General features: G+C 71.2%; 23 protein-coding genes and 2 tRNA genes. 11 read left to right on the top strand and 14 right to left on the bottom strand.

Features of this window, described 5'->3' with window-relative positions; genetic code table 11:
* The first annotated feature begins 56 nt into the window (after nucleotides 1–56).
* Nucleotides 57–1,028, top strand: coding sequence for a D-2-hydroxyacid dehydrogenase (locus tag OOK38_RS18310; RefSeq protein ID WP_266759124.1), 972 nt, complete (start codon nucleotides 57–59; stop codon nucleotides 1,026–1,028).
* Nucleotides 1,029–1,047: 19 nt separating this feature from the next.
* Complete coding sequence (locus OOK38_RS18305; protein WP_266759125.1) at nucleotides 1,048–2,454, top strand: amidase; 1,407 nt, start codon at nucleotides 1,048–1,050, stop codon at nucleotides 2,452–2,454.
* 24 nt (nucleotides 2,455–2,478) lie between these two features.
* On the opposite strand, the gene OOK38_RS18300 is transcribed toward OOK38_RS18305, so the two are convergent.
* Nucleotides 2,479–2,973 carry a DUF3830 family protein gene (locus tag OOK38_RS18300; protein WP_266759127.1) on the bottom strand — a complete coding sequence of 165 codons (495 nt, stop codon included), beginning with the start codon at nucleotides 2,971–2,973 and terminating at the stop codon, nucleotides 2,479–2,481.
* Nucleotides 2,974–3,070: 97 nt separating this feature from the next.
* On the opposite strand from OOK38_RS18300, the gene ehuB reads away from it, so the two are divergent.
* The 6 genes from ehuB to OOK38_RS18270 all read left to right on the top strand — a co-directional run bounded on the left by ehuB (nucleotide 3,071) and on the right by OOK38_RS18270 (nucleotide 7,559).
* Nucleotides 3,071–4,000 carry an ectoine/hydroxyectoine ABC transporter substrate-binding protein EhuB gene (gene ehuB, locus OOK38_RS18295; RefSeq protein WP_266759129.1) on the top strand — a complete coding sequence of 310 codons (930 nt, stop codon included), beginning with the start codon at nucleotides 3,071–3,073 and terminating at the stop codon, nucleotides 3,998–4,000.
* A complete protein-coding gene (gene ehuC / locus OOK38_RS18290) occupies nucleotides 3,997–4,740 on the top strand; it encodes an ectoine/hydroxyectoine ABC transporter permease subunit EhuC (protein WP_266759131.1) in 744 nt (247 codons plus the stop codon). Before ehuB ends, ehuC begins: the two co-directional genes overlap by 4 nt.
* Nucleotides 4,741–4,852: 112 nt before the next feature.
* Nucleotides 4,853–5,503, top strand: coding sequence for an ectoine/hydroxyectoine ABC transporter permease subunit EhuD (gene ehuD, locus OOK38_RS18285; RefSeq protein WP_266759133.1), 651 nt, complete (start codon nucleotides 4,853–4,855; stop codon nucleotides 5,501–5,503).
* 22 nt (nucleotides 5,504–5,525) lie between these two features.
* Nucleotides 5,526–6,293 (top strand): ectoine/hydroxyectoine ABC transporter ATP-binding protein EhuA, encoded by a 768-nt coding sequence (gene ehuA, locus OOK38_RS18280; protein WP_266765700.1) that lies wholly within the window; start codon nucleotides 5,526–5,528, stop codon nucleotides 6,291–6,293.
* Nucleotides 6,294–6,546: 253 nt separating this feature from the next.
* Nucleotides 6,547–7,305, top strand: coding sequence for an IclR family transcriptional regulator (locus tag OOK38_RS18275; RefSeq protein WP_266759135.1), 759 nt, complete (start codon nucleotides 6,547–6,549; stop codon nucleotides 7,303–7,305).
* A gap of 180 nt (nucleotides 7,306–7,485) precedes the next feature.
* A tRNA-Lys gene (locus tag OOK38_RS18270) sits at nucleotides 7,486–7,559 on the top strand.
* Between the two features lie 79 nt (nucleotides 7,560–7,638).
* Here the strand turns inward: OOK38_RS18270 and OOK38_RS18265 are convergent.
* From OOK38_RS18265 to OOK38_RS18230, 8 genes are all read right to left on the bottom strand, one after another.
* Nucleotides 7,639–8,940, bottom strand: a complete 1,302-nt coding sequence (locus tag OOK38_RS18265; RefSeq protein ID WP_266759137.1) for a M18 family aminopeptidase — start codon at nucleotides 8,938–8,940, stop codon at nucleotides 7,639–7,641.
* 401 nt (nucleotides 8,941–9,341) lie between these two features.
* Nucleotides 9,342–9,986 carry a response regulator transcription factor gene (locus OOK38_RS18260; protein WP_266759139.1) on the bottom strand — a complete coding sequence of 215 codons (645 nt, stop codon included), beginning with the start codon at nucleotides 9,984–9,986 and terminating at the stop codon, nucleotides 9,342–9,344.
* Nucleotides 9,980–11,242, bottom strand: coding sequence for a sensor histidine kinase (locus OOK38_RS18255; protein WP_266759141.1), 1,263 nt, complete (start codon nucleotides 11,240–11,242; stop codon nucleotides 9,980–9,982). Before OOK38_RS18255 ends, OOK38_RS18260 begins: the two co-directional genes overlap by 7 nt.
* Nucleotides 11,243–11,514: 272 nt before the next feature.
* Nucleotides 11,515–13,209 carry an AMP-binding protein gene (locus tag OOK38_RS18250; RefSeq protein WP_266759143.1) on the bottom strand — a complete coding sequence of 565 codons (1,695 nt, stop codon included), beginning with the start codon at nucleotides 13,207–13,209 and terminating at the stop codon, nucleotides 11,515–11,517.
* 71 nt (nucleotides 13,210–13,280) lie between these two features.
* The gene (locus OOK38_RS18245) at nucleotides 13,281–13,751 is read right to left on the bottom strand and encodes a DUF3592 domain-containing protein (protein WP_266759144.1); all 471 of its coding nucleotides are present in this window, start codon (nucleotides 13,749–13,751) and stop codon (nucleotides 13,281–13,283) included.
* Nucleotides 13,752–13,884: 133 nt separating this feature from the next.
* A complete protein-coding gene (locus tag OOK38_RS18240) occupies nucleotides 13,885–14,520 on the bottom strand; it encodes a lytic polysaccharide monooxygenase (protein WP_266759146.1) in 636 nt (211 codons plus the stop codon).
* A 138-nt stretch (nucleotides 14,521–14,658) separates the two neighbouring features.
* Nucleotides 14,659–15,843, bottom strand: a complete 1,185-nt coding sequence (locus OOK38_RS18235; RefSeq protein WP_266759148.1) for an SPFH domain-containing protein — start codon at nucleotides 15,841–15,843, stop codon at nucleotides 14,659–14,661.
* A 59-nt stretch (nucleotides 15,844–15,902) separates the two neighbouring features.
* Nucleotides 15,903–17,255 (bottom strand): peptidoglycan-binding protein, encoded by a 1,353-nt coding sequence (locus OOK38_RS18230; protein WP_266759149.1) that lies wholly within the window; start codon nucleotides 17,253–17,255, stop codon nucleotides 15,903–15,905.
* A gap of 184 nt (nucleotides 17,256–17,439) precedes the next feature.
* Here OOK38_RS18230 and OOK38_RS18225 point away from each other — a divergent pair.
* The 3 genes from OOK38_RS18225 (at nucleotide 17,440) to OOK38_RS18215 (ending at nucleotide 21,828) form a co-directional block, all read left to right on the top strand.
* Nucleotides 17,440–17,513, top strand: a tRNA-Lys gene (locus tag OOK38_RS18225).
* A gap of 434 nt (nucleotides 17,514–17,947) precedes the next feature.
* Nucleotides 17,948–19,894, top strand: coding sequence for a glycosyltransferase family 2 protein (locus OOK38_RS18220; protein ID WP_266759150.1), 1,947 nt, complete (start codon nucleotides 17,948–17,950; stop codon nucleotides 19,892–19,894).
* Nucleotides 19,891–21,828 carry a kelch motif-containing protein gene (locus OOK38_RS18215; RefSeq protein ID WP_266759152.1) on the top strand — a complete coding sequence of 646 codons (1,938 nt, stop codon included), beginning with the start codon at nucleotides 19,891–19,893 and terminating at the stop codon, nucleotides 21,826–21,828. Before OOK38_RS18220 ends, OOK38_RS18215 begins: the two co-directional genes overlap by 4 nt.
* Nucleotides 21,829–21,913: 85 nt before the next feature.
* On the opposite strand, the gene OOK38_RS18210 is transcribed toward OOK38_RS18215, so the two are convergent.
* From OOK38_RS18210 to OOK38_RS18190, 5 genes are all read right to left on the bottom strand, one after another.
* Nucleotides 21,914–22,930: a glycoside hydrolase family 6 protein gene (locus tag OOK38_RS18210; protein WP_266759154.1), complete on the bottom strand. Its 1,017-nt coding sequence runs from the start codon at nucleotides 22,928–22,930 to the stop codon at nucleotides 21,914–21,916.
* Nucleotides 22,931–23,446: 516 nt separating this feature from the next.
* Complete coding sequence (locus OOK38_RS18205) at nucleotides 23,447–24,112, bottom strand: class F sortase (RefSeq protein ID WP_266759155.1); 666 nt, start codon at nucleotides 24,110–24,112, stop codon at nucleotides 23,447–23,449.
* Nucleotide 24,113: 1 nt separating this feature from the next.
* A complete protein-coding gene (locus OOK38_RS18200; RefSeq protein ID WP_266759156.1) occupies nucleotides 24,114–24,665 on the bottom strand; it encodes a hypothetical protein in 552 nt (183 codons plus the stop codon).
* Between the two features lie 130 nt (nucleotides 24,666–24,795).
* Nucleotides 24,796–25,575, bottom strand: a complete 780-nt coding sequence (locus OOK38_RS18195) for an HAD-IIA family hydrolase (protein ID WP_266759157.1) — start codon at nucleotides 25,573–25,575, stop codon at nucleotides 24,796–24,798.
* Nucleotides 25,576–25,710: 135 nt separating this feature from the next.
* Nucleotides 25,711–26,583, bottom strand: coding sequence for a hypothetical protein (locus OOK38_RS18190; protein ID WP_266759158.1), 873 nt, complete (start codon nucleotides 26,581–26,583; stop codon nucleotides 25,711–25,713).
* Nucleotides 26,584–26,997 lie beyond the last annotated feature (414 nt).

The following is a 26,997-nucleotide window of genomic DNA, read 5'->3' as shown; positions in this document are numbered from 1 at the left end:
ACCCACCAGAAAAGCGGACTCGCATTGCGAAACGGTTTCCCCCGATGAACGCCCGTATGTCCCCTGGCCCGTCCCACCCGTCGGCCCCCGTCACCCTGCTCGTCCTGGACGCCGACCCGCTCCCCCGCCTCGGCCGGCTCACCGGTCGCGTACGGATCGAGCACGCAGACGCGTCCACGCTCGCGGAGCGGCTGCCGCACGCGGACGCGCTGCTCGTGTGGGACTTCACCTCGGACGCCGTGCGCCGCGCCTGGCCGGGCGAGGGGCCGCGGCCGCGCTGGGTGCACACCGCCAGCGCGGGCGTGGACCATCTGATGTTCCCCGAGCTCGCCGCCTCCGACACGGTGGTGACCAACGCGCGCGGAGTCTTCGACCGGCCGATCGCGGAGTACGTCGCGGCCCTGGTGCTCGCCATGGCGAAGGACCTGCCGCGGACCTGGGACCTGCAGCGGAGCCACCAGTGGCGGCACCGGGAGTCGCAGCGCGTGGCCGGGACCCGGGCCTGCGTGGTGGGGTCCGGGCCGATCGGGCGGGCGATCGTCCGCACCCTCAAGGCGCTCGATGTCACCACCGCCCTGGTGGGGCGTACCCCGCGCACCGGTATCCACGGTCCGGAGGAGCTGGACCGGCTGATGGCGCGCGCCGACTGGGTGGTGTCCGCGGCGCCGCTCACCGAGGAGACACGCGGCATGTTCGACGCGCGGCGCTTCGGGATGATGCAGCCCTCGGCCCGCTTCATCAACGTCGGGCGCGGGCAGCTCGTCGTGGAGGAGGCGCTCGCCGAGGCGCTGTCGAAGCGGTGGATCGCGGGCGCCGCCCTCGATGTCTTCCAGCACGAACCGCTCGGCCCCGACAACCCGTTGTGGGAGGTCCCGGGTCTGATCGTGTCGCCGCACATGAGCGGGGACACGGTCGGCTGGCGGGACGAACTGGGCGAGCAGTTCGTGGAGTTGTACGAGCGCTGGGCCGCGGGGAAGCCGCTGACGAACGTGGTCGACAAGAAGCGCGGGTACGTGCCCGGACACTGAACTGCCTTGGGAGGGGCCGATGCCGGAACTCACCGAGCTGACCGCGGTACAACTCGTCGACGGGTACCGCAAGGGCGAATTCGGCCCCGAGGAGGTCACGCGCGCCGCCCTGGAGCGGGCCGAGCGCGTCCAGCCGGCCGTGAACGCCTTCGTCGGTCTCCTCGCGGACGAGGCCCTGGCCCGGGCACGGGAGTCGGCGGACCGCTGGCGGCGGGGCGAGCCCGTGGGCCTGCTGGACGGCGTGCCCGTCACCGTGAAGGACATCCTGCTGCTGCGCGGGCACCCGACGCTGCGCGGCTCCAGGACCACGAGTGCGCGGGGCCGTTGGGACGAGGACGCGCCGTCCGTGGCCCGGCTGCGGGAGCACGGCGCGGTGTTCCTCGGCAAGACGACGACGCCCGAGTTCGGCTGGAAGGGCGTCACGGACTCGCCGCTGTCGGGGGTCACGCGCAATCCGTACGACGTCACGCGCACCGCGGGCGGCTCCAGCGGGGGCAGCGCGGCGGCCGTGGCGCTGGGCGCGGGCCCGCTGTCGCTCGGCACGGACGGCGGCGGCAGCGTCCGTATCCCGGCCGCGTTCTGCGGGATCTTCGGGCTGAAGCCGACGTACGGCAGGGTCCCGCTGTATCCGGCCAGCGCCTTCGGGACGCTCGCGCACGTGGGCCCGATGACCCGGGACGCGGCCGACGCGGCGCTGATGCTGGACGTGATCGGCACGCCGGACGCCCGCGACTGGTCCGCGCTGGGGCCGGCCGGCGGCTCCTTCGTGGACGCCCTCGGCGGTGGGGTACGGGGTCTGCGGGTCGCCTATTCGCCCTCGCTCGGCGGGCAGGTCGCGGTCTCCCCGGCCGTCGCGGCGGCGGTGCGGCGGGCGGTGGAGCGGCTCGCGGGCCTGGGCGCGCATGTCAGCGAGGCCGACCCCGACTTCGCCGATCCGGTGGACGCCTTCCACACCCTGTGGTTCAGCGGGGCGGCCCGGGTGACCCAGCGGCTGGGCCCCGAGCAGCGCGCCCTGCTCGATCCGGGACTGCTCGAGATCTGCGGCCGGGGCGCCCGCTTCAGCGCGCTGGACTATCTCGCCGCGACGGATGTCCGGATGGCGCTCGGCCGCCGGATGGGTCTGTTCCACACCTCGTACGACGTGCTGGTGACGCCCACCCTGCCGCTGACGGCCTTCGGGGCGGGTACCGAGGTCCCGGCCCGGTCGGGCCTGCGCCGCTGGACGGGCTGGACCCCGTTCACGTACCCCTTCAACCTGACGCAGCAGCCCGCGGCGACGGTCCCGGTCGGGATGGACGGCGACGGTCTGCCGGTCGGCCTGCAGATCGTCGCCGCCCGGCACCGGGACGACCTCGTCCTGCGGACGGCGCACGCGCTGTACGAGGCGGGAGCCGCCGGGGTGGCACCCCCGTCGCCGCTGCCCTAGTCGCGCTCCGCGACCGCGTCCGGGTCAGAGCCGCCGGAAGCTGAGCGTCTCCCCCGCGGCGCCCGAGCGCCACAGGTCGTTGCAGGCCTCGGCCATCGCGTCGAGGCCGTCGGCCACCTGCCCCCAGACGATGCCCGGGACCCAGCCCACGTCTCCGTTGAGGAGCAGGTTGTTGCGCTCGTAGAACAGGGCGAGGTCGACGACGGTGGTGCCGGGGCGGACGTCGGTGTCGTAGCCGTAGGCCCGCGTGCCCAGTTCCGTTCCCGCGAAGGCGAAATAGCAGAGGTCTCCGGGAATGGGGGTGACTGTCGGATTCTCCAGCGGTGGCTCCGATGTCGCGAAAGGGGGGAAGAGTGCGTAGATCTCATTGCGCGCGTATTTCGCGTGGTACACGTCGCCGCTCAGCGGGAGCGCGTCCCAGACCGCCGCGCAGGTGATCGGCGCGCGGTCGTCGAGGAGTTTCGCGGTGCAGTGCACATCGCGCTTGACCAGCGAGACTTCGATGAATCGATCAGCCATGCACTCCATGGTCCCCCGGCGGTCAAGAGCGCACCGGGCGCGTACGGGGCCGGAATCGGTCCGAATACATCGCATGGTCCCGGGTAGCCGCGCGGCCATGGCTCCACCACTTGGGAAAGCACGTGGAAACGCACGTGGAAATGACAGACACCCGTCCGGGACGACCCGCCGGTCGCTGCTCGCGGGGGCCGCGGCGCTCGGCGCGCTCGGCGCGGCCGGCTGCAGTCGCGTGGCCACGGCGTCCGCGACGGACGGCGGTGATCTCCTCGACCGGCTGAAGGCGCAGGGCGTCGTCCGCCTCGGTATCGCGGGCGAGATCCCCTTCGGCTACATCGACCGGGACGGTGAACTGACCGGCGAGGCACCGGAGCTCGCGAAGGCCGTCTTCAAGCGTCTGGGCGTCGCCCGTGTGCAGCCGGTGCCGACCGAGTTCGGCTCGCTGATACCCGGGCTCAACTCGCAGCAGTTCGACGTCGTGTCGGCCGGGATGTACATCAACCCCGAGCGCTGCGAGCAGGTCATCTTCGCCGACCCCGACTACCGGATGCTCGACGCGTTCATCGTGCGCAAGGGCAATCCGAAGGGGCTGCACGACTACAAGGACGTCGTGGCGAAGAAGGCCAAGTTCGCGACGGGGACCGGCTACGCGGAGATCCAGTACGCGGTCGAGGCCGGGTACGAGGAGAGCGACATCCTGATCGTGCCCGACCAGGTCGCCGGGCTGAACGCGGTCGAGGCGGGGCGGGCCGACGTCTTCGCGGGGACGGCACTGACCGTCCGCGAGGTGGTGAAGAAGTCCGGCAAAGCCGAGAGCACGAAGCCCTTCGCGCCGCTGGTCAAGGGCAAGCCGCACGTCGACGGCGGCGGTTTCGCGTTCCGTACGCCGGAGACGAGGCTGCGGGACGCCTTCAACGTCGAGCTGCGGAAGATGAAGGAGAGCGGTGAACTCTTCCGCATCCTGCGGCCGTTCGGCTTCACCCAGGCCGAGATGACCGACATGACCGCGAAGGAGCTGTGCCGCGGATGACATCGGGACTCTGGGAACTCGTACTCGAAGGGATCTGGGTCACCGTCCAACTGCTGTTCTTCAGCGCTCTGTTGGCCGGTGCCATGTCCTTCCTGGTCGGTATCGCGCGCACCTCGCGACGGTGGATCGTCCGCTTCCTCGCGGGCTTCTACACCGAGGTGTTCCGCGGGACCTCCGCACTGATCATGATCTTCTGGGTGTACTTCGTGCTGCCGCTCGCCTTCGGCTGGCAGCTCGTCCCGTTGTGGGCGGGCACGCTGGCGCTGGGGCTGACGTACGGGGCGTACGGCTCCGAGATCGTGCGCGGCGCGCTGAACGCGGTCGATCCGGCGCAGCGCGAGGGCGGTATCGCGCTGAGCTTCACGCCCTGGCAGCGGATGCGGCTGATCCTGCTGCCGCAGGCGGTGCCGGAGATGATCCCGTCGTTCTGCAACCTGCTGATCGAGCTGCTCAAGGGCACAGCGCTGGTCTCCGTGATGGGCATGGGCGATCTGACGTTCAGCGCCAACCTGGTGCGGCTCGCGCTCCAGCAGAGCGCGGAGGTCTACACGTACGTCCTGCTCATCTACTTCGCCAGCGCCTTCCTGCTCACCCGGCTGATGCGCGGGCTGGAGAAGCGGCTCAAGGCCGGGATCGGCAAGGAGCCGCAGAGCTACAAGGTGGCGCGAGCGCAGAAGCGGGCCCTGACGACGGGCGTGGGCGCCGGTGCCGGTGCCGCCGCGGGCGGAGGCGACTCATGAGCGTCATGGCCCCGATGAACCCGATGAACCCGATGAACCCCATAGACCCCATAGACCCCATAGACCCCATAGACCTGATGGACCTCATGGAGACGACGACCGGAGGTGCCTCGTGACGTGGGACTGGAACGCGGTCGGCGACTTCATGCCGTATTTCTGGGACGGCCTGCTGATCACCCTTCAGGCACTCGCCCTCGGTTCGGTGATCTCGTTCGTTCTCGGTCTGGTGTGGGCCCTGCTGATGCGGACACCGACGCGCTGGGTGCGCTGGCCGGTCGGGGTGGTCACCGAGTTCGTGCGCAACACCCCGCTGCTGGTGCAGCTGTTCTTCCTCTTCTACGTGCTGCCCGAGTGGAACATCACGTTCTCCGCGCTGACCACCGGTGTCGTCGCGATCGGGCTGCACTACTCGACGTACACGATGCAGGTCTACCGGGCCGGCATCGAGGGCGTGCCCGCCGGCCAGTGGGAAGCGGCCACGGCGCTCAGCCTGCCCGTGCGGCGCACCTGGACGGCGGTGATCCTGCCGCAGGCGTTCCGCCGTGTGGTGCCGGCGCTCGGCAACTACGTCATCGCGATGCTCAAGGACACCCCGATGCTGATGACGATCACCGTGCTGGAGATGCTCGGCGAGGCGCGGCTGTACTCGCAGCAGCACTTCCAGTTCACGGAGCCGCTCACGGTCATCGGTGTGGCCTTCATCCTCATTTCCTACCCGGCTTCCCTGCTGCTGCGAGCCCTGGAGCGACGCCTTGTCCGCTGACACGAACACCGACACCGGCCCCCTGAAGGACCTCGCCAATCCCCCCGTGGACGGCAGCGAGCTGATCCGGTTCGACAAGGTCACCAAGCGCTTCGGCGACAACACCGTCCTCGACGGGCTCGACTTCCGCGTCGACTCCGGGAAGCACGTCACGCTGATCGGCCCGTCCGGTTCCGGCAAGACGACGATCCTGCGGCTGCTGATGACCCTGACCCAGCCGGACGAGGGCACGATCACGGTCGCCGGGGACCCGCTCTTCCCCGCGGACGAGAAGCGGGTCCGCGAGGTCCGCAAGAAGATCGGGATGGTCTTCCAGCAGTTCAACCTGTTCCCGAACATGAGCGTGCTGAGGAACGTCACCGAGGCGCCCGTCACCGTCCTCGGCCTGTCCAAGGACGAGGCCGAGGAGCGGGCCCGTGAACTGCTCGACCTGGTCGGCCTCGCGGACAAATGCGACGAGCGGCCGGGCCGGCTGTCCGGCGGCCAGCAGCAGCGCGTGGCGATCGCCCGCGCGCTGGCGATGCGGCCGCAGGTGCTGCTGCTGGACGAGGTGACGTCGGCGCTCGACCCCGAACTGGTCGCGGGGGTCCTCGATGTCCTGCGAGACATCGCTCACACCACGGACATCACGATGCTCTGCGTGACCCACGAGATGAATTTCGCCCGGGACATCTCGGACCAGGTTCTGATGTTCGATTCTGGCCATGTCATCGAGTCCGGCCCGCCGGAGAGGATCTTCGGCGACCCGGAGCACGAGCGGACCAGGGAATTCCTCAGCGCGGTCCTCTGACGTCCGGGAGTGAACGAGGGGCGGAGGGGGAGCACGTACGGGAAGGCGCGAGGTCCGACCCCTGGGACATGCCCGACGCGCCATTCCTCTGGCATATGCCAGGGTGGTGCGCTCCTGCTGAGAGGCATGGAGCGCACCACCAATCTCGTCAACAGACGCTCACAGAAGGCTTCTTGACGGCTATCGTGGAGTGAGGCCAGCTGTCCGGGCCGACGTCTTTTTTGAGCCGGGCCATGAAGCGCAGGGGGAAACCGTGGCGCTGATGAACGAGCCGACCGCGCCGTACCACTCGGCCCAGGACGCCCTCCGCGTCCTGGAGACGGTGGCGCGGCACACCACCGGCGTCACCGAGGCCGAACTCGCCCGCCAGGCCGGCTTCGGCGCCGACCGGCTGACCGCACTGCTGCGCATGCTGCGCAGGGAGGGTTACGTCGAGCAGGTCGCGGACGGCGCGTACGTCACCGGCGCCGCCCTCAGCCGCCTCGGTTCCGCCGAGGGCCGCGAGCAGGCCCTGCGCGAGAAGCTCCAGCAGACGATCGACCGGCTCCGCGACTCGGTCGGCGCCGCGATCTACCTCAGCCGCTACATCGACGGCGAGGTGCACGTCACCCAGTGCGCGGAGAGCCCGGCGGCCCCCGCGGTCAACGAATGGGTGGACTTCCGTTCCTCCGCGCACGCCAGCGCGGTCGGCAAGAGCCTGCTCGGCCAGCTCGACCACAACGGCCGCCGTGACCACCTCGCCCGCCACAAGATGGCCCGCCTCACCTCGCGGACCATCACCAGCGAACGGCTCCTGCTGTCCCGCCTCGACTCCCAGCCGGCCACCGTGCCGGTGCTCGACCTCCAGGAGTACGCGATCGGCACGGTCTGCGCGGCCGTCCCGATCACCGCGGGCTCCTCCGTCGGCTGCCTCGCCCTCTCCCTCCCGGTCGAGCACGCCCACCGGCTGCGCCGCGCCGCGGACACGCTGAACCGCGGCGCGACTCCGGTACTGCTCTCCCTCGCGATCTGACAGCGGCCGCACCGGGCGCATCCCGGGCCCGCACCGGGCCGGCGGCCCGATCCCGCCCAGTGGCCGGTCCGGGGTCGGCCACGCGGTCGGACCGGTGGCCGCGCGGTGGTCGGAAGCACCGCCACGGACCAGGTAGTATTTCTTTTGTCGCCGCCCGCGGAAGCGGGAGGCGAGAGTCATGCGCCGCTAGCTCAGTTGGTTAGAGCAGCTGACTCTTAATCAGCGGGTCCGGGGTTCGAGTCCCTGGCGGCGCACCTTGGTGAAGGCCCTCCACGCATGTGGGGGGCCTTCACGCATTCCCGGGAATCTCGCACGATCCCCGGAACGCCCGGCCTACTCCGACGTGACGAACTCGGTCAGCACCCGCGCCAGCAGCCCCGGATCACGCGCCCCGCACAGCTCCCGCGCCGAGTGCATCGACAGTCCGGCCACCCCCACGTCGACCGTCGGCACGCCGAGCCGGGCCGCGGTGATCGGGCCGATCGACGTCCCGCACGGCATCGCGTTGTGGGAGACGAACGGCTGCCACGGCACATCGGCCCGTTCGCACGCCGCGGCGAAGGCCGCGGCACCGGTGCCGTCGGTGGCGTACCGCTGATTGACGTTGACCTTGATCACGGGACCGCCGTTGGGCAGCGGGCGGTGATCCGGGTCGTGGCGCTCGGCGTAGTTGGGGTGGACGGCGTGGGACATGTCGGAGGAGACGCACAGCGCGCCGGCGAGGGCACGGTGGAAGTCTTCCGCCCCGCCGCCCCGGGCGGTCACGGCGCGGCCCAGCACCCGTTCCAGGAACGGTCCCTGGGCGCCGGACTCCGATCCGCTGCCGACCTCCTCGTGGTCGAAGGCGGCGAGCACCGGGATGTGCGCGGGCGGCATCTCGGCGCCCGCGGCGGCGACCAGTGCGGTGACGCCCGCGTGCACCGAGATCTGGTTGTCGAGGCGCGGAGCGACGATGAACTCGTCGTCCGCGCCCAGGTACCCGGGCGGCTGGATGTCGTGCAGCATCAGGTCCCAGCCGAGGACCTCGGCGGCGTCGGCGCCGGCCTCGTCGGCGATCCGGCCGAGAAGGGCGCCGGGCCGCGGGTCGCCGAGCCCCCACAGCGGGGCCATGTGCCGCTGCCGGTCCAGGGCGAGTCCCTCGTTGACGGTCCGGTCGAGGTGGATGGCGAGCTGCGGCACCCGCAGCAGCGGCTTGTCGACGCAGACCAGCCGGGTCGAACCGTCGCGCAGGGCCAGCCGCCCCGAGACGCCCAGATCGCGGTCGAGCCAGGTGTTGAGCGGCACGCCGCCGTAGACCTCCACGGCGATCTGCCGCCACCCGGCCGAGCCGGTGTCCGGCGTGGGCTTGACCCGCAGGTTCGGTGAGTCGGTGTGCGTGCCGACGATCCGGAACGGGGTGCGGGCGGGAGCACCCGGCGGGACGTACCAGGCGAGCAGCGCTCCCCCGCGGACGACGTACCGGCCTCCCTCCGCTCCGGCCGTCCAGTCGTCCCGCTCACGCAACTCCGCGAAGCCCGCCTTCTCCAGGCGCTGCGCCGCGCTCGCGACCACGTGATAGGGCGAGGGGCTGGCTCTGACGAAGGTGAGCAGATCGTCGTTGTGTCCGCGGTCGAGCGTGTCATGCGTGGGGGACATGAGTGCCTTTCGGGTGCTTGTCGAGGGTGGGGGCGGGTGCCGTCGGACCGCCCGGCCGGCGCACGGTCCGCCCGGGGCGACGGTCCGCGCGGGAGGCGGTCGGCGCGGGAGGCGGTCTGACCTTCAGGGGCATGACAAGCTGGTGGACGGTCCCGGTCCCCGTCGTCACCGGTCCGGACATGAGCCGGGGCGGGACGGCCCGTCGGCTTCCGTGTCCGCGACCCGGATCTGGCAACGCAGGTCCTTCTTCCCTCGGCTCGGGCCTTCCCCGGCTCGCGCTCGTGTCGGCTCGCGCGCCGCGCACGGCCCTCCTCGGCACACGTGCCCGGATATCCTCCCCGCGGGAAGCGGCCGGGATGCCTCGCCGCGACGTCGTTCGAAAGATGTCGGGCGGGCCTCGACTACCCCCGCAGATACGCCAGTACGGCCAGCACCCGGCGGTGCGTGCCCTCGGCCGGAGGCAGCTCCAGCTTCGCCAGGATGTTGCCGATGTGCTTGCCGACGGCGGCCTCGGTGACGACCAGTTCCCGCGCGATCGCGCCGTTGGACCTGCCCTCGGCGACCAGGGCGAGGACCTCGCGCTCGCGGGGTGTCAGCGCCTCCAGCGGGTCACGCCGCCGGCGGAGCAACTGCCGTACGACCTCGGGGTCCACGACCGTCCCGCCCGCCGCGACCCGCTCCACCGCCTCCGCGAACTGCTCGACCTGCCCGACGCGGTCCTTGAGGAGGTAGCCGACGCCTGTGCCGTCCCCGGTGTCGAGGAGTTCGGCGGCGTACGCGCGCTGGACGTACTGGCTGAGCACGAGCACCGGAAGGCGCGGGTCGGCGGCGCGCAGCGCGAGGGCCGCGCGCAGCCCCTCGTCCTGGAAACCGGGCGGCATCCGTACGTCGGTGACGACGAGGTCGGGGGCGTACGCCGAGGCGGCGTCCCGCAGTGCCTCCGCGTCTCCGACGGCCGCCACCACCTCGTGGCCGAAGCGGTGCAGGAGCCCCACCAGCCCCTCCCGCAGCAGCACGCTGTCCTCGGCGAGCACGACTCTCAGCAAGGGATCTCCAGACGCAGCACGGTGGGGCCGCCCGGTGGGCTGTCGACGGTCAGTGTTCCACCGAGGACGGCCAGCCGGTCGGCGAGTCCGGTGAGGCCGGAGCCCGTGGCATGACGGGTGCCGGGCTGCGGCGCGCCTCCCCGCCCGTCGTCCCGCACCTCGATCCACAGCCGCCGCCCCCGCCGGTCCCCCTCCCCGCATCCGGCGCTGATCCACGCCCGGTCCGCGCCGCTGTGCCTGCCCACGTTGGCGAGCGCCTCCCGTACCGCGAAGTACGCGGCGGACTCGACGGATTCGGAGAACCGGGGCAGGGCGACCGCCACCTCCACGGGTACGGCGGACCGGTCGGCGGCATCCGCGATCGCGTCCGCGAGACCGTAGTCCGCGAGCACCTGGGGATGGATGCCGTGAATCAACTCCCGCAGTTCGCCGAGGACCTGGTCGGCGTCCCGGTGGGCGGCCGCGAGCCGGCCGGCCAGCTCGGGCGGGGCGTCGAGGCGGACCAGCCCGAGCGTCATGCTCAGGGCGACCAGCCGCTGCTGGGCCCCGTCGTGCAGATCCCGTTCGATCCGCCGCCGCTCGGCCTCGAAGGCGGCGACCAGCCGGGCCCGGGACTCCGTCACCTCGGCGAGGCGCTGCTCCGCCTCGCGCGGGGCGAGCAGCAGCCGGGCGAGGGCGGCGCGGCCCCGGCCGTAGAGCGTGAGCGGCCACAGCAGGACGAGGAGCAGCAGGAGTCCGCAGGCCGCGCACAGGAACGCGGTCCCGTAGGAGTCGACCAGCCACAGTTTGGCGATCCGGGTCTCGCCGCCGAGGAGCGCGAGCTGGACCGGTGCTCCGATCATGGCGCCGGGGATGCCGAGGACCACGGCCAGGACCACCAGGTCCAGCGGCCACAGCACGAACGCGAGCAGCACGGCGTACGCCAGTTCCCGCCAGGTCGCCTGCTCGGCGAACCGGAGTCCGGCCCAGGCCGCCAGTCCGGGCCGGTCCGGGGTGCGGTGCGGGTCTCCCGGGCTCGGGGAGGACGTGGTGGCGGGGCCCGTCGCGGCCGGTGCGTCCACCTGTCGCAGCCGCCACCGTTCGACCACTCCCACGGGTATGCCGGTCAGCGCGAGCAGCCCGAGCAGGGGCAGCCCCACGAGGAGGGGGGTGAGCACCGCGCCGACGGCACCGAGGGCGAGCAGCCCCACCGACAGGGGGGCGCCGACCAGCACCCCGCCCACGAGATATCCCGCGTACGCCACCGGACGGATCATGCGGCCACCGTAGGCGCGCGCCGGTACCGCGGACCATCCGGCCAGGGGGTGTCCGCGGGGTGGGGCCGGCCCTACCTGTCCCGGGGCCGCCCTGTCCTGGCACCTGTTCGCCGGGCACCCACCTGCCTTCGAAACCCCCTGCCCGAGCGCCTGCCTGCCCGCCGCCCGGCCGACCGGACAACCGCCCGGCCGACCATCTGCCCGAACCGGCTCCCGTCCGTCCGGCCGCCCACCCGTCGGGCACCTGCCCGCCCGGCCCGCCCGCCCGGTGCCTACCGCGCCAGCAGTTCCTCCCGCCCGTGCGCCCGGTACTGGGCCACCAGTCCGTCCACGTCCGCCGCCGGCAGTGTCCGGTACGCCGGCTCCCCCGGGGGCCGCCACCACACCGGGTCCGGACAGCGGAAGCCCTCGCGTCTGAGGCCCACCCGGTGGATCTTGTTGGTGGCCGTCACGGGCATCCGCTCCACGATCCGCACGAACCGGGGTGCCATCTTCGTGCCCAGGTCGGGCTGGGCACGCAGGAACTCCGCGAAGGACAGCGGGTCGAAGCGGGCCCCCTCCTTCAGGGCCAGGGTCGCCATCACCTGGTCGCCCGCCACCGGGTCCGGCACGGCGTACACCGCGACGGCGGCGGCGTCCTCGTACCGGGCGAGGATGTTCTCGATCATCGCGGCGGCGAGGTTCTCGCTGTCGACGCGGAGCCGGTCGTCGGTGCGGCCGGCGAAGTAGAGGAAACCGTCGGCGTCGCGGTAGAAGAGGTCTCCGGTCCAGTACCAGTCCTCTTCCGCCCCGGCGTCACCCTGCCGCGGGGACTCCCCCCGGCGGCGGGCCGCGTCGGCGTCGGGATTACGCCAGTACCCCTCAAAGGGGCTGGCCCCGCGGTTCACCAACTCCCCTATCGCGTCGGCGCCGTTGAGCAGGCGTCCGTCCTCGGCGAAGACGGCGGGCGGACACTCGCGCCGGGTCGCCGGGTCGATCACGGCGAGGTCGTCGGAGGGCGCCGCCCGTCCGATCGCCCCGGCCGGGGTGCCGGGCGTGCGCTGGATGGCGGCGCCGCCCTCCGAGGAGCCGTACCCCTCGATCAGCCGCGCCCCGAAGCGCTTCTCGAAGGCGGCCGCGTCGACCGCGCCGGCCTCCGTGCCGAATCCCGTGCGCAGGGGGTTGTCGCGGTCGTCGGGACGGGCGGGCGTGGCCAGCAGATACTGCACGGCACGGCCGACGTAGGTGAAGTACGTGGCCCCGCAGGCCCGTACGTCGGGCAGGAACCCGGAGGCCGAGAAGCGGCGGCGCAGCGCGATCCTGGCGCCTGCCGCCAGCGCGGGGGCCCAGTCGGCGATCACCGCGTTGCCGTGGAACATCGGCATGCAGATGTAGTGGGTGTCGTCCGAGCGCACCCCGAAGTGGTCGACGAGCGAGAGTCCGGCCGCGGCGATCCTGCCCTGGGTGCAGATCGCCGCCTTGGGCGCGCCGGTCGAACCGGAGGTGAAGAGCAGCAGGAAGCGGCTGTCCGGGCCGGCCCCGCCGCCGCCGGGCTTCGCGCCCTCGTAGGGCTTCAGGAGGTCGGCGTAGGCGTCCGTGCCGGTCACCAGGACGCGTACGCCGGGGAGTTCGAGTCCGTCGAGAAGGGGCAGGTGGGCCCGCTCGGTGATCAGGACGCGGCACTCGGTGTGCCGGATGTCGCGGGCCAGTTCGGGGCCGCGCCGGGTCGGGTTGATCCCGGCGACGGCGGCACCGGCGAGGGCGGCCGCGCTCAACCACAGGGGATATTCGGGGGTGTTGTCGAGCAGCACCCCCACATGCGGTTCGGCGCCGGACGGCAGCAGCTCGGCGAGCAGCGCCGCCCGCGCCGCCGCGCCCGCCGCCACCTGGTGGTGGCTGATGACCCGGCCCTCGAACCACAGCCCCGGCCGGTGGTCGCCCCACCGCTCCCGTACCAGCTCCCCGACGGTGCGCCTGCTGGAATCCATGGCAGCGCACAATAATTGACGGATCGTCAGATGTAGAGAGATGTACGCGCCTCAGCTCAGGTGCGCGCGCCTCAGATCCCGCCGAAGAGCGCGTCACCGCTTGCGGACATCTCGTGGTATACGACCATGAAGCCGACGCAGAAGGCGACGATCACACCGCAGAACGCCACCAGGACGATGGTGCCCACGGCCGCCCTGACCGGTCTCGGCGCGTGGGCCGTGGCCTTGTCGGGATGCTGGGCGGTGTAGTGCACGGTGACGATGTCGCCCTCGAGGACCGTCGGGCGTCCGTTGCTCTCCTCGAAGCGGATGGCGCGGCCGTCGCGTGTCGTGAACTCGTAGACGTGGTGCAGGGTCGTGGTGACGGAGGTGTCGTGGCCGCCCCCGCTGACCGTCGTGTACGAGCGCAGACAGCGCGCCTCCGCGGTCAGTCCGCTGCTCCAGGCGCTGCGCACCTCCAGTGTGCGGCGGACCAGCTTGGCCACCACGAACAGCATCAAGGCGATGATCAGGCTGGGCGGGACATAGAAGAGCACACTCATGACGATCCCCCGTCGGTCGGAAACAGCTCCCCGCACGCCGACCTGGTCGAGTCGGCGTGCGGGGACCATACCCGCACCGGAGGCGTCCGCGCCTCAAAGAAGGCTCAGAACCGGGGCGTTGGGCGTGCGGGCCTCAGAACGTGACGTCCGCGCAGGAGTAGAACGCGTTCGTCGTGTCCGCGACCGTCCACACCCCGAGGATGATGTGGTGTCCGCTCCGGCCGCTCGGCAGGGTGCCGGTGTGCGAGAGCGTGGACGGCGGGCGCTGTCCGTTGTAGGGGACCGTCAGGAACGGGGTGGTCTCCAGGTCCGCGCGGGTCAGCGCGTGGTTCTGGTTCCAGCCGGTCTTGGTGATGAAGTACTTGAAGTCGGTCGTCGCGTGCATCGCGGTGAACTGCCAGCGGAAGCTGTAGCTCTGCCCCGCGCTGACCCTGGTCGTCGGCCAGGCCGTACCCGCGGGGGTCCTGGGCTGGTCGAGCTGGCTGAAGTTGGTGTGGTTCGCCGAGCAGATCCGGCCGTCGGCCGGGCCCGCCGCCGGGAAGCCCTTGAGGCCCTCGACGCTCTGCGGCTCCCATTGGATGTCACCGCAGTTGGCGACGCTTCCGCCGCTGGCACACATCTTCTGCCGGCTGAGGGGCTGGTCGGTGTAGCCGTGGGCGCTGGCTCCGCCGGTGGAGAGCACGAAGGTGCCCGCCGTGGCGAGGCCGAGCGCCGCCGCGTACATCCTTGCTTTTCTGCTGGTGAGGGACTGGTTCGTCCGAATGCGCATGCTGGCGCTCCTGGAGGACGTGGGGGATGTTCCCGTGAGCTGTGCGCGCGTCGTTCAGGTCTAGACCAAGTCCCAGATTATTGCGGGTAGTTGAACATGTCCATACCAATAGCGAACCTGTCCGTCCCGCCGGTGGCGCTACGAGGACACCTCCCCGCGTCCCGTGCAGAACGCCACCGTCAGGTCCTTCACCAACGCCTTGCGCTCGTAGTCGTCCAGTTCCACCAGCCCCCGCAGGGTCAGCCGGGTCACCGTGTCCTCCACCGAGTCGACGACCGAGCCGAGCACGCTGTCGCGGTGCTGGGCGTCCAGGGCCGCGATCCGGCGGCGCTGCATCACCGCGGCGATCTCGGGCGCGTACTCGATCCGGGTCGGCTGCGCGGAGAACACCTCCAGACCGACCGGGGCCGTGTCCGCGGCCACCATCCGGGTCAGCGACTCACCGACCGCGTCCGTGTTGCGCAGGGTCAGGTCCTTGACCACGGAGGGCGGCAGTTCGGCCGGCAGCTGCGAGAGCACCCGCGAGAGGGCGGCCTCCACGCACTCGCGCAGATACGCCTGATGGTCGTCGACCGCGAGGGTGGCGCGCGCGGTGTCCTTCACGCGCCACACCACGAGCACCACCACCCGCAGCGCGACCCCGTTCGCGTCGACCACGGACATCGGCTCGCTGCGCCAGTGCCGCAGCCGTACGTCGACCCGGCGGCGCAGCACCAGCGGGTTGACCCACATCAGACCGGTGCGCCGGACCGTGCCGCGATAGCGTCCGAACAGACCGAGCACCCAGGCCCGCCCGGTCCGGCCGCGGGCGAGACCGCCGAAGCCGAACAGGCCGAGGGCGCCCGCCCCTGCGTACGCCGCCCACTGCGCGGGCCCGAGCCCGGCACCCGCGGCCCCGGGCAGGTCCAGCGCCTCCAGCACGGGAGGCGGCAGCACACCCGCCCACCACGTGGTGAGGGCGCATCCGGCCACACCACAGGCCCCGGCCAGCGCACCCGCCGCTCCGGGCAGCACCCGTGCGGGCCGTTCCACCAGCTCGGGGTCCACCTCCGGCACCGGGCGCGGGGGTCTGCCGGTGGCGGGCCGCCGGACCCTCGGCTGCTCGCCGGTGCCGCGCCGGCGGCCCACGACGGCGGGCGCGAGCGGCACGGACACCGGCTCGGGGTCGTCGCGGAAGAGCAGGTGGACAGGGATCTCGGTGGTCGCCTCGTTCTGGATGAGCCGGGCGGACCGCGGACCGCCGCCCTCGGCCGCCGTTTCGGACCGGGGCTCCGCCGAGGGCGTCCCCTCGGACTCCGGGGTGTGTGACGTCGTCGTACTCATAGCTGCCTCCATGCCTCCGCGCCTGGAAGTGTGTTCACGAGCCGTGCGGGACCGCCGGTTCAGGAGAAGAGCCGCCGCCAGGTCTCCGGTCCCGGATAGCCGTCCGCCGCCCCGCCGCGCCAGCCCTGCGCCCGCTGGAACGCCTCGACGTTGCGCCGGTCCGCCTCGCCCCAGCGCGGCCCGGGACCGGTCGTGTAGTGCGTGCCGAACCCCTTCTTGACCAGCTGCTTCCCGAGCTGGGTGACCTGGGCGCTGTTCGCTCCGGGCCGGAACGTCGCGCGTCCCGGATAGGCGGGCACGGTGGGCGAGGTGCCGGGCACCGACGGCGCCGGGGACCCGGGGCTCCCCGTCGCTCCGGGGATGTTCCTGCCCTTCTTCCCGACCAGGTAGGACCAGGTCGTCGGCCCCGGCAGCCCGTCCGCGGCAGCTCCCGTCCAGCCCTGCGCCCGCTGGAACGCCTGGGTGGCCCGCTGGTCCGCACTCGACCAGCGCGGCCCCGGTCCCGTGGTGTAGAAGCGGCCCGCGCCGCGGTCCACCAGGAGCCGGCCGAGCTGGGTGACGTACGCGTTGTTCGCGCCGGGCCCGAAGTACGCGGCCCCCGGATAGCGGGTCGTCGTGCTCGGCGCCGGACCGCCCGCGCCCGTGCTCAGCCCCTTGTAGCGGTAGGGCACGTAGTGGCTCGAGTTCGTCCAGTAGGCGTACGGGGTGGACTGCTTCCTGGCCTGCGGCGGGGTCTGCTCGTAGGCGACGTAGTAGCTGTGCGTGTAGTCCGTCCAGCCGCCGAAGATGACGACGTGCGAGCCCTTCTCCGGGTCGGCGGGATTGTGGAAGAGCAGCATGTCGCCCGGCTGGAGCTCGTCGCGGGTGATCCGCACCCCGAAGCTGTCGAGGCTGCCCGTCCATTCGTTGCCCGGCAGGCTCCAGGCCATCGAGACGAAGCCGGAGCAGTCCTGGCGGTACCCGTCCCGCCAGTACTCGCTCATGCTGTACGGCACCCGCGCGTCGATCCAGGCCTTGGCCCGGTTGATGATCTCGGCCCGGGTGGTGGCGGGCAGCTTGACCGTCTGCCCCGGCTGCGCCGGCTTCCCCGCGGGGCCGTGCAGCGGTTCCTTGCTGCCCTGGGGGGTGTCGGGCTCGTCGGCCGCGGGCAGGCCGGGCCGGACGGGACCGTGCACGGCCGCCACGGCGGGCACCGCGCCGAGGACGGTGCCCGCCGTGGCGGCCAGCGCGAGGGCCATGGGGGCCCGCCCCACCCGGGCGAGGCCGCGAACATGGGCGAGGGCCGCCGGATGGCCCACCGGGCCGGACGGCCCGGATCGTGAGGAAAAGGGCAGGACGCGCCGCCAGTGAACGCATCCGGGGCAGTCGCAGTCACTCGCGGGATCGAGTTCCTCGAATACCGGAGTCTCCATGCGCTGCCCCTCACACTCCAGATGGAAATGTCCGCATTTCTGCACATTCGTCAGTTTCTCAACTGTCATCCGGTGTCGCACGTTGACGGTCCGAATGATGTACGGGACCGCTCCCACCTGCCACGGAGCACCCCTCCCGGTCGGGAGCACCCCCGCGGGTCGGGTACAGTTTTCGCGTCAGCAGGCGCCGCTAGCTCAGTTGGTTAGAGCAGCTGACTCTTAATCAGCGGGTCCGGGGTTCGAGTCCCTGGCGGCGCACAGACCGACGGGCCCCCTCGCAGCGACGAGGGGGCCCGTCGTCATACCGGAATGTCCGCCACCGGGACCGGACGCCGATCCTCTTTTCGCACTCACATCCCAATGAGCGCGTATGACCGGTTAACACCGCGTTTCGCATCTTGCGATCATGACGGACGGCGTAGAACCCTGGGCTTCAAAAGACTGTCGATTTACGGCAGTTGAGACAGGTGGGGGCGGGACCGGTTGCGGCCACGAGGGGCTGGGGGCCCATTCGTGAACGATGCCGAGGGGGGCATCATGCAACCGGAAGGCCATAGTTCCATGTCTATATGGTGTGAATGATGTGGTGACGCCGGCCGGCCAGTGACTGCGTCCGTGAGGGTCGAGGGGGACCCGAGCGAACGAAAGAACCGACGAACACGCACCCGACGGTGCGTGCGGGGGGATGACTCATGACGTCGACGCCGACGGGCGCCCGGCAGGATTTCGACGGATCGGAGACGACCCAGCTTCGTGTGCCATCGCACCGGACGGGCAGCTTCCGCAGGATCAAGAAGTCGTTGCCGAGGTACGACTACGAGCACTACAGCCGACTCGCGGGACCCCTCACGCAGCCCGATCCGGGCAAGCCGTACAAGGTGCAGTACCGCTCCCTGCTGTCGCAGGAGACGCACCGCATACGCGCGGCCCTGATGCTGGGCGCCGCACCGCTTCTCTCGCTGGTCCTGCTCGGCTGGCTGCTCCAGCCCGAGCACTGGACCGAACGCGACTATCCCGCCTACGACTTCCTGCCGGCGCTGGACATCGTGATGCTGGTCTCGATCGGCCTGATCGAGTTCTTCCGCTGCATGAACGTGCTGTCCAACGCGCACGCCACCCTGGTCGCCCGCGACCCGGTCCCGGTGGTGCCCGAAACCGGCACGAGAGTCGCCTTCCTCACCTCCTTCGTACCCGGCAAGGAACCCCTCGCCATGGTGACGAAGACCCTGGAGGCGGCCGTCAAGCTGCGCCACCGGGGGCTTCTGCACATCTGGCTCCTCGACGAGGGCGACGACCCGGAGGTGAAGGAGGTCTGCGCGCGCCTGGGCGTGCACCACTTCTCCCGCAAGGGCGTCGCGAAGTGGAACCAGGCCAAGGGCCCGCACCGCGCCAAGACCAAGCACGGCAACTACAACGCCTGGCTGGAAGCCCACGGCGACGACTACGACTACTTCGCCTCGGTCGACACCGACCACGTGCCGCTGCCCAACTACCTGGAGCGGATGCTCGGCTTCTTCCGCGACCCGAATGTCGGATTCGTCATCGGCCCGCAGGTGTACGGCAATTACGACAACCCCATCACCAAGGCCGCGGAGTCTCAGCAGTTCCTCTTCCACGCCCTCATCCAGCGGGCGGGCAACTTCTACGGCTCCCCGATGTTCGTGGGCACCTCCAACGCCGTACGCATCAAGGCGCTGAAGCAGATCGGCGGCCTGTACGACTCGATCACCGAGGACATGGCGACCGGCTTCGAGATGCACCGCGCCAAGAACCCGGCGACGGGCCGCAAGTGGAAGTCCGTGTACACACCGGACGTGCTGGCCGTCGGTGAGGGGCCGGGCGCCTGGACGGACTTCTTCACCCAGCAGCTGCGCTGGTCGCGGGGCACCTACGAGACGATCCTCAAGCAGTACTGGAAGGGCTTCTTCTCGATGCCTCCGGGCAAGCTCTTCAACTACACGATGATGATCATCTTCTACCCGATGTCCGCGCTCAACTGGATCCTCGCGGCGCTGAGCTGCGCCCTGTTCCTCGGGCTCGGCGCATCGGGCGTGAACATCGACCCGACGGTCTGGCTGATGCTGTACGGCAACGCCTCGGCGCTCCAGATCGGCCTGTACATCTGGAACCGCCGGCACAACGTCTCGCCGCACGAGCCGGAGGGCTCCGGCGGTGTCGCCGGCATGGTGATGTCGGCGCTGTCCGCACCGATCTACGCGCGGTCGCTCATGGACGCCGTGCTGCGCCGCAAGAGCAAGTTCGTGGTGACGCCCAAGGGCGATTCGGCGAGCCCCGACACGCTGTTCGGGACCTTCCGGATCCACCTGTTCTTCATCCTGGTCTTCGCCGGCTCGATCACCGCCGGTTTCGTCTTCGGGCACTCCCACCCCGCGATGATCACCTGGGGGATCTTCGCCCTGCTGATCACCGCCTCGCCGATCTTCGCCTGGCGCTGGTCCATGCGCCAGGAGCGCAAGAAGCCGCCGGCGGCACCCGAGGACGTCCACGTTCCGCAGCAGGCCCCCGCGCCGCAGCAGGAACAACACGCCCCGCACGCGCAGCAGAAGCCCAGCTGGGCCGCCGCGAACGGGGGGAACGACCAGACCATGCAGATCGCCCTTGGGGGACGTAAGAAATGAAAGACGGTGCCCGTCGCCGCCGCGCCCGCCGCCTCGGCATAACCGGGGTGGTGGTGCTCGCGCTGGCCGGAATGAACGGGCCGTGGCTGTATCGCTTCGGAACGAACAAGTACCACCAGTACACGATCAACAAGCCGGAGTACAAAGCCGCCAACGGCCACTGGGACATCATCGATTTCCCGGAGGAGTACCGGCTCAACACGATCCACGCGGCCCTGCTGCACACCGGCAAGATCCTGCTGATCGCGGGCTCGGGCAACAACCAGGACAACTTCGACGCGAAGAAGTTCGACACGCGGATCTGGGACCCGGTCAAGGGCACGATCAAGAAGATCCCGACGCCCGCCGACCTGTTCTGCACGGGACACACGCAGCTCGCCAACGGCAATCTGCTGATCGCCGGCGGCACCAAGCGGTACGAGACGCTGAAGGGCGACGTCACCAAGGCCGGCGGGCTGATGGTCGTCCACAACGAGAACCCCGACAAGCCCATCACGCTGCCCGCGGGCACCAAGTTCACCGGCAAGAAGAACGGCAAGACCTTCGTGTCGAAGGACCCGGTGCTCGTCCCGCGCGCCAAGAAGGTCTTCGACAAGGCGACCGGCGCGTTCGTGCGCAACGACCCGGGCCTCGGCCGCATCTATGTCGAGGCGCACCAGAGCGGCCAGAAGCACGAGACCGGCACCCAGGACAACTACCGGGTCCAGGGGCTGACCGGGACCGACGCCCGCAACACCTACGGCATTGCCCAGAAGCTCGCCCTGGACAAGAAGGACTTCCAGGGCATCCGGGACGCCTACGAGTTCGATCCGGTCGCCGAGAAGTACATCAAGGTCGACCCGATGAACGAGGCGCGCTGGTACCCGACGCTGACCACTCTCGGCGACGGCAAGATCCTCAGCCTCTCCGGCCTGGACGAGATCGGCCAGCTCGTCCCGGGCAAGAACGAGGTCTTCGACCCGAAGACCAAGAAGTGGACGTACGCCAAGGGCATCCGCCAGTTCCCGACCTACCCGGCGATCTCCCTGATGCAGAACGGCAAGCTCTTCTACTCGGGCGCGAACGCCGGCTACGGCCCCGACGACGTGGGCCGCGACCCCGGCGTCTGGGACCTGGAGAGCAACAAGTTCAGCAAGCTCAAGGGCCTGAGCGACCCGAACATGATGGAGACGTCCGGCACCGTCCTGCTGCCGCCCGCGCAGGACGAGAAGTACCTGGTGATCGGCGGCGGCGGGGTCGGCGAGTCCAAGCTGTCCAGCAAGAAGACCCGGCTGATCGGCCTCCTGGACAAGAATCCGAAGTTCGTGGACGGTCCCGAGCTGGAGAAGGGCACCCGCTACCCGCAGTCCTCGATCCTGCCCGACGACACCGTCCTGGTCTCCGGCGGCTCCGAGGACTACCGCGGGCGCGGCGACTCCAACATCCTCCAGGCGCGGATCTACAACCCCGGGTCGAACAGCTTCGACCGGGTGGCCGACCCGCTGGTGGGCCGCAACTACCACTCGGGCTCGATCCTGCTGCCCGACGGGCGCGTGATGTTCTTCGGCTCCAACTCGCTCTACGCGGACAAGGCCAACACCAAGCCGGCCACCTTCGAGCAGCGCATCGAGATCTACACGCCGCCGTACCTCTACCGGGATTCGCGGCCCTCGCTGTCCGGCGGACCGAAGACGATCGCCCGCGGCGCCTCGGCGGACTTCACCTCGGCGCACACCTCGTCCATCAAGACGGCCCGGCTGATCCGGCCGAGCGCGTCCACCCATGTCACCGATGTCGACCAGCGGTCCATCGCCCTGGACTTCACGAAGACGAAGACCGGGATCTCGGTGACGGTGCCGAAGAACCGGAATCTCGTCGAGTCCGGCTGGTACATGCTGTTCGTGACGGACGACCAGGGCACTCCGAGCAAGGCCCAGTGGGTCAAGGTCCCCTGATTCCAGGGGATTTGCGCACCTGTACGTGAAAGGGGGCGCCCTCCGCGAGAAGCGGAGGGCGCCCCCTTTCACGTACGAACCGCCGCTACTTGGACGCCTTCGCGAGCTTCAGGGCGTACTCCGCCCACCATTCGCCCGCCTTCGGGCCTCCCTTGCACGTGCCGTCCGACTCGCCCGGCCGCTTGACCCACAGATACGCGTCGACGAGCGGGTCGGCGGTCTTGGTCGTCGGGCTCTCCCCGAGCGCGCGGCCCGGCGGGTTGCACCAGTTCTCGTCGGCCTTGCCGCCCGTGTACGGGCCGTTGCCGTTGCGGCTGGTGTCGATGACGAAGTGCTTGCCCGCGACCTTCGCGGCCAGCTGCTTGCCGTAGGCGATGGAGTCCTTGGTCGAGTAGAAGTTGGAGACGTTGACGGAGAAGCCGTCGGCCTCGGCGATGCCCGCCCACTGCAGCGGCTGGAAGATCTGGTCGGGGTGACCCCAGCCCGCGTTGCCCGCGTCCAGGTACACCTTCGTGTTCTTCAGGGACTTGAGCTTGCCGATGGCGCCTTTGAGGAGGTCGTAACGCTCCTCGTGGAACTCCTCCGGAGTGCACTGGTTGACCAGGTGCAGGATGGCGTCCGGTTCCAGGATCACCGTGGCGGGGCGGTCCCCGATCCCCTTCGCCACCCCGTCGATCCAGGTCCGGTAAGCCTCGCCGTCGGCGGCACCTCCCTGCGAGAACTGGCCGCAGTCGCGGTGCGGGATGTTGTACAGGACGAGGATCGCGGCCCGGTCGGCCTTCTCGGCGGCCTCGGTGAAGCCGCGCGCCTCCTGCTCCGGGTTCTCCGCGCCGATCCACTCACCGGTGGGCTGCTCGGCTATCTTGCGGATCTGCTCGGCGTCCTTGTCCTTGCCCGCTCTGGCGTAGGTGGCGACCTGCTCAGCCGCGTTCCCGTCCGGGTTCACCCAGAACGGGTCAGCGTTCTTCGGCTGCTGTGTGACCTTGGCTCCGGAACCCTCGTCCTTGTCGCCGTCGCCCCCGGAGGAACACCCCGCGAGCAGCAGTGCCGCCCCCAGCACCGCCGTGGACGCCCGTGCCCCGGCACCCCTCTTGCCGTACATGCAACTCCCCCTCGGGTGCACCGTCCTAAGTCTCAATCGTGACATACCCGCCGCGCGGCCCACGAGGCCGCCCGGCCCTTGTCGGCGAGCTGTTACAGCCCCGCCTCCGAAGGCGCGCGATCCGGCACCGGCTCCCCACGGACGGGCGACGCGGGTCCCGGACCGCGCCATGGACCGGGGTGGGCGGAACGCATAGTCATCCGCGGTTCCGGGAAGGCTTCCGGAGCGACCGCGCCCGACCTGCGGGCAGGACCCGGCGCCGTCCGTCTCGGACTTGGCGTCAGACAGCCTCTGGGCCTTGCCGCTCACCTGTTCCCAGGTGGCCTCGAGCGGCCCGGGCCCCCGGCCAGTTGCTCCGGCCCGACCGCCCCGCACCGGCGGACGGGCTCCAGACCTCCCGCGCCGGCGCCGGGTTACTCCCGCAACCCGTGCGCGCGCGGTCGAGGACCAGCCCGGTCGGCGGCTTCGGGGGAGCGGGTCGTCGACCGGGCCCGGTAGCCGCGTCCGTATCCCCGCTCACGGCCCGTTCCCCGTGAGATACGCCGAGACGATCACGTTGGCCGTGTAGCTGCCGCTGGTCCGGTCGAAGGTTCCGCCGCAGGTGATCAGCCGCAGCTCGGCCCGGCCCGACTGCCTTTCACCGTAAGCCTGTCGGGCGTCGAAGTGGTCGCGCGCGAGCACCTGGACGTCGTCCACGGTGAACTCCGCGACCGTCCCGTCGTCGCGGACGACCCTGACGGTGTCGCCGGGCTTGACGGCGCTGAGCTTGTAGAACACCGCGGGCCGGGTCTCGGTGTCGACGTGCCCGACCATCAGCGCGGTCCCGGCGGCGCCCGGCTTCGCCCCCGCCGCGTACCAGCCGACGACGCCCGGCTGCTCGTACGGCGGCGGATCGATCCCGCCCCGCCGGTCGAGCCCGCGGGCCACCACGGGGGCCTGCACGCCCATCGAGGGAATGTCGACGCGCTGCGGCCGGGCGTTCCCGAGGGGCTTCAGCGCGGGCGGCAGCCGCACCTCCGGCGGCCGTCCGACGGCCGCGATGTCCCCCGTGGTCGGCGCCGATATCCCCAGCCGCAGGTCCGTCACCTGACGGCCCCACAGCCACAGTCCGAGCAGCAGCACCAGCCAGGCCACGCCGGTCAGCAGGCGGCCGGCGCCCGGGGAACGCTCCCGTTCGGCCATGTCAGTCGCGGCTGTCGTGGCCCCGGCGCGCGCTGCGGACCGCGACGGCGGCCGCGGCGACGCTCGCGAGGACCAGGCCGACCACGGCCTGTCCGGTGCCGGGTCCGGCCGCCCTGGCGTCCGCCGAGGCGAGGTGGGCTGTGCCGCCGCCGCCCGCGTGCACGGGGGCGATCGGCGAGGCGGGCGGGGAGACGCTCTGGGTGGAGTCCGGCGCCGCGACGGTGACCGTGCCCTTGACCCGGCCGGAGTGACCGTCGCAGTCGACCTCGACGGGGAAGCTGCCGGGGTGGAGCGAGGTGCGGACGCGGGTTTCCCCGGTCAGTCCGCCGCCGCCCCCGCCGGTCAGCCGCGCGTCCGAGACGAACGCGTCGGACACGGCGGTGCCCGTCCGGCCCGCGCAGCCCATGACCCGCAACCGGATGTCGCTGCCGGGGCCGGGGGACGCTGGTGTCACGGAGATACCGGCCGGTCCCGCGTCGGCCGCGTACGCGGCGGGCGTGAACGCGGCCGCGACCACCGCCCCGGCACAGAGAGTGAGTCGCATTGAGCGCATCGTGAAACCTCCAGATATCTGGAGACTCCCCCTCGGGGCGGCGGCCCGCATCTTCAGGGGGCCGCCGCTGCTCCGTACGGGTCAGTCCGCGGCGGTGCGGGTTTCGGATCCGCTCGGCGCGCTCCGGGATTCAGATGCGGTCGACGAGATCCGCGATCGAGTCGACGATCTTCGACGGCCGGTACGGGTAGCGCTCGATCTCCTCCGGCGTGGTCAGTCCGGTCAGGACGAGGAAGGTCTGCATCCCCGCCTCCAGACCGGCCAGGACGTCGGTGTCCATGCGGTCGCCGATCATCGCGCTCGTCTCGGAGTGCGCGCCGATGGCGTTCAGCCCGGTCCGCATCATCAGCGGGTTCGGCTTGCCCGCGAAGTAGGGCTGCTTGCCGGTGGCCTTGGTGATCAGCGCGGCGACCGCTCCGGTGGCGGGCAGCGGTCCCTCGGTGGACGGGCCGGTCTCGTCCGGGTTGGTGGCGATGAACCGGGCGCCGCCCTTGATCAGCCGGACCGCCTTGGTCATGGCCTCGAAGGAGTACGTACGGGTCTCGCCGAGGACCACGTAGTCCGGTTCGTGGTCGGTCAGGACGTACCCGATGTCGTGCAGCGCGGTGGTCAGGCCCGCCTCGCCGATGACGTAAGCCGTGCCGCCGGGCCGCTGGTCGTCCAGGAACTTGGCCGTGGCGAGGGCGGAGGTCCAGATGTTCTCGACGGGCACGTCCAGGCCCATCCGCTGGAGCCTGGCGTGCAGGTCGCGGGCCGTGTAGATCGAGTTGTTGGTCAGGACCAGGAACGGCCTTCCGGACTCCCGCAGCTTCTTGATGAACGCGTCGGCGCCGGGGATCGGCACCCCTTCGTGGATGAGGACACCGTCCATGTCGGTGAGCCAGGACTCGATGGGCTTGCGCTCTGACATGTACGGGGTCTCCTGCCGTCCTGGCGTACGTACGCACTCGATCCGGGGGCGCCGGAACGACGCTGTGCCGACGCCCCCAGCCTAGTCAGGGCGGCGTGATCCCGGCCCGGCCGGGATCACGCGGTCCCTGGCCGGTCAGGCCGAGGGCCGGCGCGGACGCACCCGCCGCGCCAGGGCGAGAAGTCCGGCTCCGGAGGCGAGCAGGGTGAGCGCGAGCGCGGCCAGTCCCAGCCGGTTCGAGGCACCGGGTCCGGTGCTGGCCAGCTGGTCGGCGGACGGCGCCGCCGCACCGGTCCCCGCGGTCCCGCCGACGGTCGTCCCGCTGCCGGTCCCGCCGCTCGGAGTGCCCGTACCGGCACTGGCGCTGGCGTCGGTACCGGTGTCCGCGGCGCCGCCCGTCTCCTGGCCCGTCTCCTCGCCCTGGCCCGTGCCGTCGTCCTCGACGCGGAACCGGTAGTCGTTCGACTCCCCCACCCAGTCGCCGTCGTCCTCGTGCCGCTGCACGACGGCCGCGTTCGCGACGACGGTGTTCGGCGCGGTCGCGCCGGAGGTCAGGGAGAGCCGCACCTTCACGGTGAGAGTGCGGCCGGGCGCCACGGTGAACCCGGGGAACCCGTCGTCGAACGGCCCCACGTTCTCGTCCTCGTCGCTCCGTACGAACGTCACCGCGTGCGCCCGCTCCCCCTCGAAGAACTCCAGCCGTGCCTGCTCCGGCCGCAGCGTCCGCTTCGCGTCGACGAGGACGACCACCGGATGGATCGCGCCGCAGGTGTGCGCCGTGGTGTTGGTGAGGTCGATGTACCAGGTCCCGAAGCCTCCGCCGGCCTCGTAGGCGTCGGGGCCACCGTGGATACGGGTCTTGATCGGGAAGTCGCGGGTGTCGGACGAGACGCAGGCGGGCCGGGGTTCCAGCGCGTGCGCCGGGGTCGGCGTGAGCGTCACGCACAGGGCGAGGGCCGTCGGGGCGAGGGCGGTCGGGGCGAGCGGGTGGGACGTACGCAGTCGCATGGGGAGCCTTTGGCCGATCGGAGGGGGCGGGGATCGGGAGGATCGAAAGCGTCAGTCGGTACCGGGCAATGGCCTCGTGACCCTGCCACGCGTCACCCCCACCGGCGGACCGCCACGCGCGGAGTCACCCCGTTCGGCCGCACAAATCCCCTCACCCGGCCCGCATCCCCCTCCACCGACCCCGACCCCGACCCCCTTCACCGGCCCCGCACCGCCTCAGCCCAGCCATCTCCCCCTGGCTCAGCCCACACGCCCTCCGCACGGCCCCCATCCCCCTCGCCCAGTCCACACGCCCCGCACTCAACCCGCATCCCGGCCGTCCCCGCACCCGGCCGCGCGCATCCCGGCCGTCCCCGCACTCGGCCGCCCGCATCCCTCCCCGAGCCCACATCCCCTCCGCTCAGCCGACGTGCC

This window comes from Streptomyces sp. NBC_00568 (assembly GCF_026341855.1).
Lineage (GTDB): Bacteria > Actinomycetota > Actinomycetes > Streptomycetales > Streptomycetaceae > Streptomyces.
This window is presented reverse-complemented; position numbering and strand designations above follow the sequence as displayed.

Bases quoted from the DNA above. Each gene is read 5' to 3' on its own strand.
- OOK38_RS18310 (WP_266759124.1), top strand. From the start codon at position 57: ATGTCCCCTGGCCCGTCCCACCCGTCGGCCCCCGTCACCCTGCTCGTC.
- OOK38_RS18305 (WP_266759125.1), top strand. From the start codon at position 1,048: ATGCCGGAACTCACCGAGCTGACCGCGGTACAACTCGTCGACGGGTAC.
- OOK38_RS18300 (WP_266759127.1), bottom strand. From the start codon at position 2,973: ATGGCTGATCGATTCATCGAAGTCTCGCTGGTCAAGCGCGATGTGCAC.
- ehuB (WP_266759129.1), top strand. From the start codon at position 3,071: ATGGCTCCACCACTTGGGAAAGCACGTGGAAACGCACGTGGAAATGAC.
- ehuC (WP_266759131.1), top strand. From the start codon at position 3,997: ATGACATCGGGACTCTGGGAACTCGTACTCGAAGGGATCTGGGTCACC.
- OOK38_RS18265 (WP_266759137.1), bottom strand. From the start codon at position 8,940: ATGTCCCCCACGCATGACACGCTCGACCGCGGACACAACGACGATCTG.
- OOK38_RS18255 (WP_266759141.1), bottom strand. From the start codon at position 11,242: ATGATCCGTCCGGTGGCGTACGCGGGATATCTCGTGGGCGGGGTGCTG.
- OOK38_RS18250 (WP_266759143.1), bottom strand. From the start codon at position 13,209: ATGGATTCCAGCAGGCGCACCGTCGGGGAGCTGGTACGGGAGCGGTGG.
- OOK38_RS18245 (WP_266759144.1), bottom strand. From the start codon at position 13,751: ATGAGTGTGCTCTTCTATGTCCCGCCCAGCCTGATCATCGCCTTGATG.
- OOK38_RS18240 (WP_266759146.1), bottom strand. From the start codon at position 14,520: ATGCGCATTCGGACGAACCAGTCCCTCACCAGCAGAAAAGCAAGGATG.
- OOK38_RS18235 (WP_266759148.1), bottom strand. From the start codon at position 15,843: ATGAGTACGACGACGTCACACACCCCGGAGTCCGAGGGGACGCCCTCG.
- OOK38_RS18230 (WP_266759149.1), bottom strand. From the start codon at position 17,255: ATGGAGACTCCGGTATTCGAGGAACTCGATCCCGCGAGTGACTGCGAC.
- OOK38_RS18220 (WP_266759150.1), top strand. From the start codon at position 17,948: ATGACGTCGACGCCGACGGGCGCCCGGCAGGATTTCGACGGATCGGAG.
- OOK38_RS18215 (WP_266759152.1), top strand. From the start codon at position 19,891: ATGAAAGACGGTGCCCGTCGCCGCCGCGCCCGCCGCCTCGGCATAACC.
- OOK38_RS18210 (WP_266759154.1), bottom strand. From the start codon at position 22,930: ATGTACGGCAAGAGGGGTGCCGGGGCACGGGCGTCCACGGCGGTGCTG.
- OOK38_RS18205 (WP_266759155.1), bottom strand. From the start codon at position 24,112: ATGGCCGAACGGGAGCGTTCCCCGGGCGCCGGCCGCCTGCTGACCGGC.
- OOK38_RS18200 (WP_266759156.1), bottom strand. From the start codon at position 24,665: ATGCGCTCAATGCGACTCACTCTCTGTGCCGGGGCGGTGGTCGCGGCC.
- OOK38_RS18195 (WP_266759157.1), bottom strand. From the start codon at position 25,575: ATGTCAGAGCGCAAGCCCATCGAGTCCTGGCTCACCGACATGGACGGT.
- OOK38_RS18190 (WP_266759158.1), bottom strand. From the start codon at position 26,583: ATGCGACTGCGTACGTCCCACCCGCTCGCCCCGACCGCCCTCGCCCCG.